Annotated in this window: 12 protein-coding genes; 7 read left to right on the top strand and 5 right to left on the bottom strand. The window is 52.0% G+C overall.

The features are described 5' to 3' along the window. Together HMPREF2608_RS06445 and HMPREF2608_RS06440 are read left to right on the top strand one after the other, a co-directional pair. Positions 1–645, top strand: a 645-nt coding sequence (locus HMPREF2608_RS06445) for a hypothetical protein (protein WP_070826372.1), incomplete at its 5' end; no start/stop codon positions are given. A 3-nt stretch (positions 646–648) separates the two neighbouring features. Then, positions 649–2,037 (top strand): calcium-binding protein, encoded by a 1,389-nt coding sequence (locus HMPREF2608_RS06440; protein ID WP_283122298.1) that lies wholly within the window; start codon positions 649–651, stop codon positions 2,035–2,037. Positions 2,038–2,167: 130 nt separating this feature from the next. On the opposite strand, the gene HMPREF2608_RS06435 is transcribed toward HMPREF2608_RS06440, so the two are convergent. Further along, positions 2,168–3,466, bottom strand: coding sequence for a M16 family metallopeptidase (locus tag HMPREF2608_RS06435; RefSeq protein ID WP_070826371.1), 1,299 nt, complete (start codon positions 3,464–3,466; stop codon positions 2,168–2,170). A 58-nt stretch (positions 3,467–3,524) separates the two neighbouring features. After that, positions 3,525–4,874: a M16 family metallopeptidase gene (locus HMPREF2608_RS06430; RefSeq protein ID WP_070826370.1), complete on the bottom strand. Its 1,350-nt coding sequence runs from the start codon at positions 4,872–4,874 to the stop codon at positions 3,525–3,527. A 182-nt stretch (positions 4,875–5,056) separates the two neighbouring features. Here HMPREF2608_RS06430 and HMPREF2608_RS06425 point away from each other — a divergent pair, with 182 nt between their 5' ends. Next, on the top strand, positions 5,057–6,235 hold the full coding sequence (locus tag HMPREF2608_RS06425) for a phosphoglycerate kinase (RefSeq protein ID WP_036493913.1): 1,179 nt from the start codon (positions 5,057–5,059) through the stop codon (positions 6,233–6,235). A 90-nt stretch (positions 6,236–6,325) separates the two neighbouring features. Here the strand turns inward: HMPREF2608_RS06425 and yccS are convergent, their stop codons facing one another. The 3 genes from yccS to HMPREF2608_RS06410 form a co-directional block, all read right to left on the bottom strand. Then, positions 6,326–8,467, bottom strand: coding sequence for a YccS family putative transporter (gene yccS / locus HMPREF2608_RS06420; RefSeq protein ID WP_070826369.1), 2,142 nt, complete (start codon positions 8,465–8,467; stop codon positions 6,326–6,328). A 163-nt stretch (positions 8,468–8,630) separates the two neighbouring features. Next, complete coding sequence (locus HMPREF2608_RS06415) at positions 8,631–9,860, bottom strand: PilT/PilU family type 4a pilus ATPase (RefSeq protein ID WP_070826368.1); 1,230 nt, start codon at positions 9,858–9,860, stop codon at positions 8,631–8,633. Between the two features lie 86 nt (positions 9,861–9,946). Further along, the gene (locus HMPREF2608_RS06410) at positions 9,947–10,993 is read right to left on the bottom strand and encodes a type IV pilus twitching motility protein PilT (protein WP_070826367.1); all 1,047 of its coding nucleotides are present in this window, start codon (positions 10,991–10,993) and stop codon (positions 9,947–9,949) included. A 117-nt stretch (positions 10,994–11,110) separates the two neighbouring features. On the opposite strand from HMPREF2608_RS06410, the gene HMPREF2608_RS06405 reads away from it, so the two are divergent. The 4 genes from HMPREF2608_RS06405 to dksA all read left to right on the top strand — a co-directional run bounded on the left by HMPREF2608_RS06405 (position 11,111) and on the right by dksA (position 13,890). Then, the gene (locus tag HMPREF2608_RS06405; RefSeq protein WP_070826366.1) at positions 11,111–11,806 is read left to right on the top strand and encodes a YggS family pyridoxal phosphate-dependent enzyme; all 696 of its coding nucleotides are present in this window, start codon (positions 11,111–11,113) and stop codon (positions 11,804–11,806) included. A gap of 76 nt (positions 11,807–11,882) precedes the next feature. Further along, entirely contained in the window at positions 11,883–12,680 is a 798-nt protein-coding gene (gene proC, locus HMPREF2608_RS06400) for a pyrroline-5-carboxylate reductase (protein ID WP_070826365.1), read from the top strand. A 2-nt stretch (positions 12,681–12,682) separates the two neighbouring features. Beyond that, the gene (locus HMPREF2608_RS06395) at positions 12,683–13,240 is read left to right on the top strand and encodes a YggT family protein (RefSeq protein WP_070826364.1); all 558 of its coding nucleotides are present in this window, start codon (positions 12,683–12,685) and stop codon (positions 13,238–13,240) included. Positions 13,241–13,473: 233 nt separating this feature from the next. Then, the gene (dksA, locus tag HMPREF2608_RS06390; RefSeq protein WP_004519243.1) at positions 13,474–13,890 is read left to right on the top strand and encodes an RNA polymerase-binding protein DksA; all 417 of its coding nucleotides are present in this window, start codon (positions 13,474–13,476) and stop codon (positions 13,888–13,890) included. The last annotated feature ends 93 nt before the right edge of the window (positions 13,891–13,983 follow it).

The raw sequence follows: 13,983 nt of genomic DNA, 5'->3' as shown, positions 1-13,983 counted from the left end.
GCAATGGTCAGTTTTGCAGGTAGGTTGTTGGGGGTTGCAGAAGCTTATCGGACAGATTTTACTACTACATTGGCTGGGGATGCTTATACCAGCGAGGATTGTATTCGTAATAAAAAAGCTTGCCGTGTGTGGTTTGTCCCACAAGATTATACTAACGGAAAATGGGATAGCCTTTTTTTAGAAAAGAAAGACCCAAGAGATCATCCTCTATTACCACAATATCAGGAAAAAGAAATAGAAAAAACTGAAGATTTAGAGAAATATTTAACCGGCTATGGCAGCAAAGGATTTACCCTGGTGTTTAGAGCACCTGAAGAGGAAGAAGTTATTTTTGGCTCGGACTGCTGTAATATCTTAAATAAAAAAGAAGCTATATTAAAAATAAAAAATAGTGAATTAGTTACCTATATAGAATTTGCAAGAATTTTTCCGGAAAACGAAATTCCAAAAAATATTAATATTATGGATTATGGTGTGGGGAATTTTTATGTAGAGATCAAAGAGATTATTCCTGGATTACGCCAAGATGAAACGAAAAAAGAAAAAACATATCAGAGTAGATTTTCAGAAATCCTATTTATGAATAATTGTGGAGATATACTCTGGCAACCATATTATATCCATCAAACTAAACTGAAAGGATAAGACATGCCTAATGTAAGTGGAATTTCTCGTAATGCGTTAAAAGTATCTGAAGTATCAGTAGATAAAGTTTTATCACATTATTTGTGGAATGCTGCAATCCCTCCAAAGAAAGAAGATATGCTTACTGCGGCAACCTCTACCGAACGAAAACCTATTCATATTGACGCAACAGACTATATGAGAAATGGTGCAGGACGATATGCTTCGGCAGCAGATTTTAAAATGTTTGAAAACTTTTTTAATGCTAAAAATCTACTTGTTAGAGATAAGCCTTACTCTTTTGATGAAGCTATCGATTTGATTTATGGAAAGACAAAGATTGCTCAAAGAGTTAGAGAATTACCTAAAACAGAAAGAGGATTTACTACAGCTATTTCCCAATACGGCATAGATACCTCATCCTCCGATTACGTCGAACGCGCTTTTATTTTCGGCTCAACCCAAGTAACCGTTACCCAAACGGATATTGCCAAACTCCAATTCTTCGTCCGGCCCGACGGCAGTCGAGAAATCCGCAACCTCAGAATCACGCCTAAAAACGACAACTTCGACTTTATCGGAGGTTCATCTTCCCAAGACGCTTCGGGAAAACTTCAGAAATGGGCGGTAGGCAAAGCAAATGCAGTGTTCAATTCCGTATTGGACCCGAAAGGTATAGGCAGATCGGTCCCGCTCGTCTATACCGATACCGACAAGCTGCCATTTGTCAATATTACGGATAAGGACTTCAAAAGACTCCAATCGGAGAAATCGAACCAAGAAAAACCAGATATTCTGATGGAAGAAACAGGTATTCTTCTGTTTCGTCAAGGAGGAGGGTTATTTAATAAGCTGAAAAAATCACCAGCCTTATATGATAAAAGCCTGCTGGGGCGTTGGCGAGACATTGAGCAGAATGCCAACGAAATGTACCAAAAAACCCGTGACCTTATCGAAAAAGATCCGAATATGATGTCTTTGGATGAAAGGGATGAACGCGATCAATACGCGGCGGATATTGATAAACCAACGGCTTTAACTATTGAGGATATGCCGCAAAACGCCCAAAAAATCTATCATCAAGGGAAACAGATTTTTGCTGATTTTTGTGCCCAGAAAAACATCGCTTACGATGCAAATAGTTTGGACAATATTGCGATGTCGTTAGCTTCAGTGGCTTATAAAAACAAGATGAGTGGTGTGTCTTTAATCAATATTAACGATAATGGGAAAGTCTCGGTCGGACACAGAGCCCCCGGATTAATAATGGCTTCTGTAGATATGTGGGAAGCGGCTAAGACGCCGGTAGAGGAAAGCCTGAGCCAAATTCAGCAAACAGCACAACAAATTGAATATGAGGAGCAACAAAAACAAATCGTGCAATCCCAATCACATGGAGCGAGGATTTCTTAAGTAAAATCAAAAGAAAATGTAAAAAGAGGACTTAAATTCTACCAATTATCTACAAATGGTTTGATTGATTTTAAACAAAGCTAAAGGCCGTCTGAAAAATCTTTCAGACGGCCTGTTGTTTTAAAGCGTTTTATTCTGCACCGACAACGACGGTGTTGAGGTCTTTGAATTTGACGCGGCGTTGCCATGCGTCGCGGACTTGTTCGACGGTCAGGCTGTTGATGGCTTTGGGATAGGCTTCCAAGTAGTCGTTGGGCAGGTCGTAGAGGCCGATCAGGCTCAGGTAGTTGAGCAGTTTGTCGTTGGAGTCGTAGCGCAGGGGAAAGCCGCCGACGATGTTGGCCTTGGCCTGTTTCAGTTCGGCTTCGGTCGGGCCTTCGGCGATAAACTGCTCGATGACGGCTTGGGTGTCAGCCAGTGAGGCTTTGGTGTTTTTCTTTTGGGTGGAATAGGAAATGGCAAACGTGCCTTCTTCTGTCGCCGGGGCGAGGCTGCTGTATACGCCGTAGGTGTAGCCGTGTTGGTCGCGCAAAACTTTCATGAGGCGGCTGTCGAAACCGCCGCCGCCGAGGATGTAGTTGCCGGCAACGAGGGCGTAGTAGTCGGGGTCGTGGCGTTTGAAGAGGGAGGTGCCGAGCAGGACTTGTGCCTGTGTGCCGGCAAAGGGGATGTCGCGGCGTTGGGCGGTTTGTTTGGGAACGGGCGGGATGGCATGGGTTGCGGTGGCTTTGGCCGGCAGGTCTTTGAGGACGCGTTCGACCAGTTGCTCTGCCTGTTTGCGGTTGAGGTCACCGACGATGGCGACGATGGCGTTGTCTTTGCCGTAGTGGGTGCGGTGGAAGGCGCGGATGTCGTCCAGACTAACTTGTTTGAGGCTGTCGACGGTTACGTTTGCGCCGCTGCCGTAGGGGTGGTTCGGATAGATGAGCTTGGTCAGTTCGCGCGTGGCGGTGTAGTCGGGGGTGGTTTCCTGTTGTTGCAAGCCGGTAATGGATTGGATTTGACGGCGGCGGAAAACGGTTTCGTCAAAGCGCGGACGGGTCAGCGAGTGGTTGAGCAAGTTGGCGGCTTTGTCGCGGATGTCGGCTTTGCTGAGGCTGCGGAAGCCTGCGGATGCGCTTTCGGCATTGCTGTCGCTGCTGATTTGTGCGCCGATGTTGTCGGCTTCGGCATTGAAGGCTTCTTCGTCCAGCTCTTGGGTGCCGTCGGTCAGGAGGGAGGCGGTAAATTCGGCAACTTGGCTTTTGCCGTCCGGATTGGCGACGCTGCCTGCGCCCTTGAAGCTGACTTCAAGGTCGATGATGGGGTTTTCGTGGCGTTCGACAAGGAGGATTTGGGTGCCGTCGCGGTTGCGCCAGCGTTGGATGTCGGTGGCGGCTTGGACGCTTAAGGGCAGGAGTAGGGCAAGGGCGAGCAGGGTGGGTTTCATGTTGTGGCTTTCTGTTAAGGCCGTCTGAAAGGGTATGGGCTTTCAGACGGCCTGGTGTTTATCGGCGTTTGGCAGCTTTTTTGCTTGGCGCGGCGGCAGGTTTTTGCGGCTCGATGATGACGGTACTCATGCGCTCGTCGGTCAACATCCGGGCGGCGGCCTGTACTTCTTGCGCGCTGACTGCCTGTAAGCGGCGGTGAATTTCTTGTTCGTCGGTATATTGGAAACCGCGCGCTTCGAGGCGGCCCATCATGGAGGCTTGGGAAGACATGGAGTCTTTGGCGTAGATTTCGCTGACCGCTGCCTGGGTTTTGACGCGCTGCAATTCTTCTTCGGAAACGCCGTTGTCGGCAATGTCTTTGATTTCTTGGCGCAGCTGGGTAATCAGAGTATCGGTTTTCACGCCTTCGGCAGGCATGGCCATGACGCTGAACAGCGGCATTTCGCGGCTGATGATGTCGTAATGCGTTCCTGCGCTCAATGCGGTTTGCTTGCCGCGCACGAGGTTTTTATCAAAACGGCTGGATGCGTTGCCTGCCAAAATATCGGAGAGGATGTCGAGGGCGAAAGGCATCGTGTCATCGAGTTTTTGGAGTTTCGGTACACGGAAGTTGATGGCAATCAGCGGCTGGTGTGTAACCGGAGAAGTGGCTTTGACCGTAACAGGCTTGCGCAAATAGGGTTCGGTATGGAGTTTGTTGCGCGGCGGCTGGGCTTTGGCTGGAATATCGCCAAAGAGTTTGGCGGCCGTCTGAAGCGTTTGTTTGGCATCGACATCGCCGACAATGACCAATACGGCATTGTTGGGCGCGTAATATTGTTTGTACCACGCGCGCAAGTCGTCGGCTTTTAGGGTGTGCAAATCTTTCATGTAGCCGATGACGGAGGCGCGCATGGATGGTTGGGTAAAGGCGGCAAGATAGGCTTGTTCCCACATTTTGCCATCGGCTGTGTCTTCCGTGCGTTGGCGGCGTTCTTCGCGGATGACGTTCATCTCGTTGAGGAATTCTTTGTCACTGAAGTTGAGGTTGTGCATGCGGTCTGCCTCGAGCTTCAGAATCTCGGGCAGGTTGGCGGCGGCGACGTTTTCGTAATACACCGTTTCATTGCGGTTGGTGTAGGCGTTGTTTTGCCCGCCCAACTCGGATACGCGGCGGTTGAACTCGCCGGAGGGAACGTCTTTCGTGCCTTTAAACATCATGTGTTCCAAAGCGTGGCTCAAGCCGCTTTTGCCCGGTTTTTCATCCACGCTGCCGATTTTGTACCAAATCTGCGAAACGGCTACAGGCGCGCGGTGGTCTTCTTTGACGATGATTTTCAGACCGTTGGGCAGGGTTTCAGAAAGCGTCTGCGCCCATGAGGCGGCAGGCAGCGCGAAGGCAAGCATTAAAGCAATTCGGCGTAACATGGTTCAATCCGTAAAATGAAAATCAATCGCCAAAGTATAGCGGAAAATCTGAAAGATTGGCCGAATGTTTCAGACGGCCCGGGCCTTATCTGCTGATTCACATCAAGCGCGGCTTTACCGTCGCGCCTCATTCGCGGATAATCCCAAACATTCCCGTTTCCAACCATCACAAAGGAATCATCATGGCATTTTTGAAACTGACCGAACAAAATGTTCAAGGCAAAACCGTTCTGATCCGTGCCGATATGAACGTACCGTTCAAAGACGGCAACATCAGCGACGACACCCGTATCCGCGCTTCGCTCGCATCCATCAAATACTGCTTGGACAACGGCGCATCTGTGATTGTGATGACCCACCTCGGCCGTCCGACCGAAGGCGAATTCCATCCTGAAGACGATGTGGCGCCTGTTGCCGCGCATTTGGGTAAACTGTTGGGCAAAGACGTGAAAGTATTGAACGACTGGCGTGAAAACAAACCGACTTTAAACGCCGGTGATGTCGTGATGCTGCAAAACGTGCGCATCAACAAAGGTGAGAAGAAAAACGACTTGGAGCTGGGCAAAGCCTACGCTTCTTTGTGCGACGTGTTCGTCAACGACGCATTCGGTACCGCCCACCGCGCCCAAGCTTCGACTGAAGCCGTTGCTCAAGCCGCACCGGTTGCCTGCGCCGGCGTGTTGATGGCGGGCGAACTTGACGCTTTGGGCAAAGCCCTGAAACAACCGGCTCATCCGATGGTCGCCATCGTTGCCGGCAGCAAAGTGTCTACCAAACTGACCATCCTCGAATCTTTGGCCGACAAAGTCGACCAACTCATCGTCGGCGGCGGCATTGCCAATACCTTCCTGTTGGCAGAAGGCAAAGCCATCGGCAAATCTTTGGCCGAACACGATTTGGTTGAAGAATCCAAAAAAATTATGGCGAAAATGGCGGCTAAAGGCGGCTCTGTTCCGCTGCCGACCGATGTGGTTGTCGCTAAAGCCTTTGCCGCTGATGCGGAAGCTGTGGTGAAAGACATTGCCGATGTTGCCGAAGACGACATGATTTTGGACATCGGCCCGAAATCCGCCGCTGCCTTGGCCGAGTTGCTCAAAGCTGCCGGTACGGTTGTATGGAACGGCCCAGTCGGCGTGTTTGAGTTTGACCAATTTGCCGGCGGTACCAAAGTATTGGCCGAAGCGATTGCCCAAAGCGATGCGTTCTCGATTGCCGGCGGCGGCGATACTTTGGCGGCAATTGCCAAATTCGGCGTAACCGACCAAATCAGCTACATTTCTACCGGCGGCGGCGCATTCCTTGAGTTCTTGGAAGGCAAAGAGTTGCCTGCCGTTGCTGCTTTGGAAAAACGCGGCGCATAATCGGTTTTAATCTCGATGGCTGAATAAAGGCCGTCTGAAATCCAAATCGGGTTTCAGACGGCCTTTATTTTGTTGAAATGTGTTATCGGTTTAGGCGGTTTGCGTATCCGACTGTCTGTGCAATGCCTGATAACACGGTGCAAGCTGGCGGATGATGAGGTCGAGCTGGTGTTTGAGGATTTGGTTTTGTTGGGACTGCTCTTTGTCGGTCTGCTCCAAATCGGCAAACTCCTGTCGGATGGCTTTGATACTTGTATCGAAGGTGGCCGGTTCGGTCTGCGGCATTTGTTTGAGGAGTTCGGCGATGTGGTGGGTCAGGCGGGCATATGGGGCGAAGGTATCGCTGCCGTCGTGATGAACCTGGTCGCGGTATGCGCCGAGCGCGGAAATGTGGCCGGTCAGTGCATAGCTGGTTTTGAGCAGGGTAAAACCGTCTTGCAGGCGGTCTTGGTATTTTTTCGGGTTGCTGCTCATGTCGGATAAGGTGCTGCTGAGGGCGGCGGTGCTTTCGTGGGCTTGGCGGCGGGTGAGGCGGTAGTCGACATCATCGCGGCTGCCGTTTTGCAGCTGGTCGAGGATGGCGTCGAGATAGCGGCCGTTGGCAGTAATGGTTTGGGCGGCTGTATGGCTGAGAGTGAGGTAACGCCAATCGGGCCAGAGGTAAGTGGCGGCAGCCCATGCGATAACGGAACCAACGATGGTGTCGATGATGCGGATGGGCATGGCGTGGTACACGTCCAAACCGGCAAGCGAGAGGCTGGTCAGGGCTTGGATGGTGATGAAGAAGGTGGAGAAGCTGTATTTGTAGCTGCGGGTCATGAAGAACAGGGTGGTGCTGGCGATGACAATCCAAAGCTTGGTTTCAACAGACGGGGTGAAGTAGGGGACGAGCGAACCGACAATTACGCCGAGAATCGTACCGGCAATGCGTTGGTACACGCGGCTTTTGGTGGCGGTGTAGTTAGGCTGGCAGACGAAAAGGGCGGTCAGCAGAATCCAGTAGCCGAGATTGAGATGAAGGATTTCGACAATGATGCAGGCCGCGGCCACGACGATGGAGAGGCGGGTGGCATGGCGGAAGACGCCGGAGTCGAAATTGAGCTGGCTGAGGACGGTCTCGCCGATATTGCGGAACTTGGTGTTTTCAAGGGCGGCGATGCGGGTGTCGGCGTTGTCATTTTCGGCAAGGGACGCATCGTTTTGCAGTTGCCGCAGTTGGTAATCGACGCTGCTAAGGTTGTCGAGCAGGCGGCGGATATTGTGGAGGTTGGCATTGTCGGCATGGGTCTCGGCAAAATGGCTGAGGGATTGGCGGCAGCCTTCCATGGCGCGGCCGAGGCGTTTGCTGTATGCGTAGGGTTTGTTGTTGCGCAGGGAGGCGGCAACGTTGCGGCACGCCTGGCCTTGCATTTCAAGCAGGCGGCGGATGCGGAAGATGAGGTCGGTGTTTTTGAGCTGCTCGGCCATTTCGCTGTAATCGACGTGGGCGGAGCTGATGCGTTCGTGCATGTCTTGCGCGCAGAGGTAGTAGCGCAGCATTTTGGCGGTACGCGGATGGCGGTGTTGGCCGCGCAACCGGTAGAAAAGTGCGCCGCGGCATTGGTTGAAGGCGGTAATCACGCCGGTGTTGCTCATGGCCAAGTCGATTTGGCGGTTGCCCAACCATGCGGCTTCGTCGGGATCAAAAAAGTCGGCTTTGGCATCGAAGTAGTTGCTGAGTGCGTCGTAGGCATTGGCGACGGTTTCTTGGACGGGGCGGTGGGGCAGGATGATTTGGAAGATCAGGGTGTTGACGCTGTATAGGACAGTGCCCAACAGAATCATGACGGGGTTGGTCAGCCAGTAGGTCTCGGGTGTGTAGGTCAGCGTGGTGTAGGTGGCGACGGCGAGCGCACCGAAAGCGAAGGTGCGGTATTTGAGGCCGATGGTGCCGAGGATGGTAAAGCCGAAAGTCATCAGGGTCATGGCCAAGATGAAGGGAACGCCTGTGCCGATGGTGCTTTGGGCAAGCAGCGAAGAGAGGGTGAACAGGGCAACGGTGATGACGATGTTTTTCAGACGGCCTGTGAGGCGGTTGTCCAAATCAACCAAACCGCCGGCAATAATGCCGAGTACGAAGGGCATGACGAGCTTGGGCGTATCGAAGTGCCAAACGAGGGTGGCAGCGATGAACACGCTGGCGAAGACGGGCAGGGAGGCAATGATCAGAGGTTTGAGTGGCGGAGTTTTCATGATTGGGTTGTTTTATTTGTTATGAGATGAATGATTGGATTTTAACAGGATTTTCAGTCGGTTTCAGAATGCTTGAAATAGGATAAGGCCGTCTGAACGGATACGGGAAAATACTTGATTTCGTTTCCACATCCGTTCAGACGGCCTTTTTTGGCTTGCGCCATCAGGTCATTAGGTTGAGGTCGCTGATGCGGTCGTAGAGGCGCTCGGTATTGTTGCCTTCATCGTGCATTTGAATGCGTAGGCGCAAATCGTTGGCGGATACCGCTTGGCGCAGGGCTTCGCTGAGTTCGATTTGGCCCTGTGCGTAGAGGTTGAAGAGGTTTTGGTCGAACGTCTGCATGCCGTTGCTGCCGGAGCGTGCCATCAGGTCGCGGATTTCCAGTAATTCGCCTTTGAAAATCAGGTCCTGCATGGCCGGAGTGTTGAGCAGGAGGTCGGTAACGGCCGTGCGTTGGCGGTTTTTCTTGATGGTGATGCGTTGGCCGATGATGCCGACGAGGTTTAACGCCAAATCCATCAAAACCTGTTGGCGGCGGTCTTCCGGATAGAAGTTGATGATGCGCTCGATGGTTTGGGAAGCTGTGCTGGCATGGATGGTGAAAACGCACAGATGGCCGGTTTGAGCCAGTTGGAGGGCGTATTCCATGCTTTCTTCGCTACGAACTTCGCCGATACAGATGACATCGGGCGCTTGACGCATGGCACTTTGAACAGCGGTTTTCCAGCTGTCGGTATCGATGCCGATTTCGCGCTGGGTGAAGATGCTGCGGCAAGGCTTGTAGATAAACTCGATGGGGTCTTCGATGGTAACGATATGGCCGGGCAGCTTTTGGTTGCGGTAGTTGAGCATGGAGGCCATGGTGGTGGACTTACCCGAACCGGTCGGGCCGGCGAGGATCAGCAGGCCGCGCGGTGCAAGAGCAAGCTCTTGGAGTTTTTCGGGCAAACCGAGGGTCTTCATCTCGGGAATGTCTTGGCTGACGCGGCGCAATACCATGCCGACGCGACCTTGCTCGTGGTAGGCGTTGACACGGTAGCGCGTGTTGCTGCGCGATTGGACGGAATAGTTGATTTCCCAGTCGCGGTTGAAGGCTTCGAGCTGGTCGGGGTTCATGGTGGACTCGGCGATGGCGGCGGTGTCCGCGCCGGTCAGCGCTTTGTGGGGCATGGGCGTGAGGGTGCCGCCGACTTTGATGGCAGGGGGAAAGCCTGCGCTGATGAAGATGTCGGATGCGTTGCGTTTTTCGGCCTCTTCACACATGCGGTCGAGCAGGGGATGAAGATGCGTGCCGATTTCGGCCGGGGTGGGGATGTGCGGTGCTTGGTTTTTTTGTGAGTAGGCTTGCACCATTTCGCTTAACAGGTCGTGCAGAGGGGCGAGGTCGCTCATGATGATTCTCTTTAAAACGGGTATTCGGTCAGGCTGAAAGGCCGTCTGAAAACGGGATGATGGGGTTCAGACGGCCTGAATATGGTTTAGAAAACAGAGAGGTTTTCGATGTTTTGCGCTTTGCTGCGTGCCAGCTCGGGGCTGATGGTGCCTTGGCGGACAAGGGTTTGCAGGGCTTGATCGAGGGTTTGCATACCGTGGGCCTGACCGGTTTGGAGGACGGCGTTGATTTGGGCGATTTTATTCTCGCGGATGAGGTTGCGTACGGCCGGTGTGGAAATTAGGATTTCGTGTGCGGCGACGCGGCCGTTGCCGTCGCGGGTTTTCAGCAGGGTTTGGGAAATAATGGCGCGCAAGGATTCGGACAACATGGAGCGCACGATTTCTTTTTCGCCTGCAGGGAATACGTCGACAATACGGTCGATGGTTTTGGCGGCGCCGGTCGTGTGCAGCGTGCCGAAAACCAAGTGGCCGGTTTCGGCGGCGGTCAGGGCGAGGGAGATGGTTTCAGGGTCGCGCATCTCACCGATCAAAATCACGTCGGGGTCTTCGCGCAGTGCGGAACGCAGGGCGTTGGTGAAGCTGTGGGTGTGTTGATGCAGCTCGCGCTGGTTGATGAGCGCCTTTTTGCTTTGGTGGACGAACTCAATCGGGTCTTCGATGGTCAGAATGTGGGCCGGTTGGGTTTCGTTGATGTAGTTGACCATCGCCGCCAGCGTGGTGGATTTACCCGAACCGGTCGGGCCGGTTACCAAGACCAAACCGCGTGGATTTTCGGCAATTTTTTGGAAAATGCGCGGCGCACGCAATTCTTCCAGCGTTAGGACGGTGCTCGGAATGGTACGGAATACGGCGGCCGGGCCGCGTTCGGTCATAAAGGCGTTGACGCGGAAACGGGCAACATTGGGCAGCTCAAATGAGAAATCGACTTCAAAATCCTGTTGGTAGAGCTTGCGCTGGTGGTCGTTCATGACCGAGGTAATCATGGTACCGACTTCTTCCGAACTCATCTCGGGCAGGTTGATGCGGCGGATGTCGCCGTGTACGCGTATCATGGGGGAAATGCCCGAACTTAAATGGAGGTCGGAGGCTTTGTTTTTCACGCCGAACGCGAGTAAGTCGGTAATCTGCATAATGTGGCCTTGTTTTGGTTTAGAATAATAAAATCGCTTTATTTTAAATAGATAAACCCGTTCGACCAAGTAAAATTTTCAAAATGCCGAGTGATGAACGGGTTAAAGGAGAAAACCATGTCGGTATTGCAACAAAACTATCGGGACGTATGCCGGGCGGTTGAACAGGCGGCTGAGGCTGCCGGACGGCCTGCGGAAGCGGTGAAGCTGGTAGCGGTCAGCAAGACCTTTCCGGCAGACGATATCCGCGCAGTATATGCGGCCGGTCAGCGCGATTTTGGCGAGAACTATATTCAGGAATGGTTTGAGAAAACGGAAACGCTGGCCGATTTGCCGGATATTGTTTGGCACGTTATCGGCGATGTGCAGTCCAATAAAACCAAATTTGTGGCCGAACGCGCACATTGGGTGCATACGATAGGCCGTCTGAAAACGGCGCGGCGCTTGAGCGAACAAAGGTCGTCTGAAATGCCGCCGTTGCAGGTGTGCATTGAAGTGAACATTGCCGCAGAGGAGGCGAAACACGGCGTAGCGCCCGCAGAAGCGATTGCGCTGGCCCTTGAAGTGGCCAAGTTGCCGAATATTAAAGTGCGCGGATTGATGTGTGTGGCCAAGGCCGACAGCAGCGACGATGAGTTACGCAGCCAGTTTCATACCATGCAGCGGCTGTTGGCTGAGTTGAATGCGGCAGGCGTCGAAGCAGATGTTTTGTCTATGGGTATGTCCGGAGATATGCCAATCGCGGTAGAATGCGGCGCAACCCACGTCCGCATCGGCAGCGCGATTTTCGGTAAGCGGCATTATCCTCAATAAAAGTAATAGGCCGTCTGAACAGGGTAGACAGCAGTTTCAGACGGCCTGATCGATATCACAAAGGAGTGACATATATATGAATATCTATTTTCTCGGCGGCGGCAATATGGCGACTGCCATTGCAGGCGGTTTGGTCAAACAAGACGGTTATCGTGTTCACATTGTCGAATGCGGCGCCGAAAGACGAGCGCAACTGGAGCAAGAATTGGGCGTAGCCACTTCTGAAAACCTGCCAGAATTGAGTGCGGACGATGTCCTCATTCTCGCCGTCAAACCGCAAGACATGCAGGCAGCCTGTCAAAACATCCGTTTGAATGGTGCGCTGGTGTTGTCCGTAGCGGCAGGTTTGTCCATCGATACCCTCAGCCATTATCTGGACGGTACACGCCGTATCGTGCGCATCATGCCCAATACGCCGGCCAAAATCGGTTTGGGCGTATCCGGTATGTTTGCCGATGCAGGCGTTTCAGAAGCCGACCGCACAGCCGCAGACGGCATCATGCGCTCTGTCGGCACAACCGTTTGGCTGAACGAGGAAGAGCAACTCCACAATATTACCGGCATCAGCGGCAGCGGCCCCGCCTATGTTTTCTATCTGTTGGGCGCGCTCCAAAATGCGGCTTTGGCACAAGGTTTCAACGAACAAGATGCACGCGAACTGAGCCTCGCTACATTTAAAGGCGCAGTGGCTTTGGCCGAACAAACCGGCGAAGCATTCGCACAATTACAGCAAAACGTGACTTCCAAAGGCGGCACGACACACGAAGCCATCGAAACCTTCAAAGCACGTCACGTTGCCGAAGCCATCGAACAGGGCGTAGAAGCTTGCGTTAAACGTTCGCAAGAAATGGCACAACAATATAAGGCCGTCTGAACATGCGTGGCGACTTGCTCTTATTATTGGCAGACGCTATTGCCATCCTGTGTATCACACGCTTTTTGCTCCGATACGCAGGATTGGCAGCAGAACATCCCCTGCTCAAATTCAGCATACAGGCAACAGGTTGGCTGACCAAACCTTGGCAAAAAGCATTTCCATCCGGCGCGAAAACCGATTGGTACTGCCTGCCTTCAGGTTTTCTGGTGTACTACCTTGCCTGTACCGCCATTATTTTCATCTCGCCGGCGCTATCCATCAGCAATAAGCTGATTTTGGCAAACTTCTGGTTTGCCGCACTCCATATGCTGAAGGCCGCAGCTTATACATTACTTATTGGTCTGATTATTAGAATGGTGTCCAGTATACAGGGCCGGTATTCGCCGTTGACTTATGCCATCGAACGAATCTTGCAGCCATTGCTCAAACCGTTTTCCTTCTTACGCGCAGGACGATACGATTTTTCAGGCAGTTTGTTGGCACTCTTATTATGGTTGTGGCTGACCCGATGGTTTCCCCAACTTATCCAGCAAACCAACCTGTGGTTGCTTCAATAGGCCGTCTGAAAGCGCAGCAGGTATTAACGACTAAAAATACAACGTCCTAAAAAGTGCTTTAATACATTTAGGTGTAAGGTAGTGCAAAAAAGTGCAAATCGAAATATAAAGAACAAATGAATAGGTAAAACATGATATGATTCGCCCAATTTCCAAAACGGAAATTCAAGAAAACCCAATAAAAGCAAACCCGTAGCATCCAAATCATTAACAACAAACCGAAAGCAGACACCATGGCAAAGCTGACAGAACAAGATATTTTAAACTGGGATGGTCCTGAAGAGGACTACATGAACAGCGACCAATTGGCCTTCTTCCGCGAACTACTGGTTAAAATGCAAGAAGAACTGATTGAAAATGCAAACACCACTACTGGCCATCTTCAAGAGCACGAATCCGCTCCCGATCCTGCCGATAGAGCTACTCAAGAAGAAGAATACGCTTTAGAACTGCGCACCCGCGATCGCGAGCGTAAACTTCTCAATAAAGTGCAAGCGACTCTCCGCAGTATTGACGAAGGCGATTACGGTTTCTGTGCCGATACCGGCGAACCCATCGGCCTCAAACGCCTGCTGGCACGTCCGACTGCGACATTGTCCGTAGAAGCGCAAGAGCGACGCGAACGAATGAAAAAACAGTTCGCCGACTAAGAATTATAGATATAGAAACCTCAAAAGGCCGTCTGAAAGAGCAATTCAGACGGCCTTTAGTTTGAGACCTTTGCAAAATTCCCCAAAATCCCC

The sequence above is a fragment of the Neisseria sp. HMSC064D07 genome (assembly GCF_001837185.1).
Classification (GTDB): Bacteria; Pseudomonadota; Gammaproteobacteria; order Burkholderiales; family Neisseriaceae; genus Neisseria; species Neisseria flavescens_C.
This window is presented reverse-complemented; position numbering and strand designations above follow the sequence as displayed.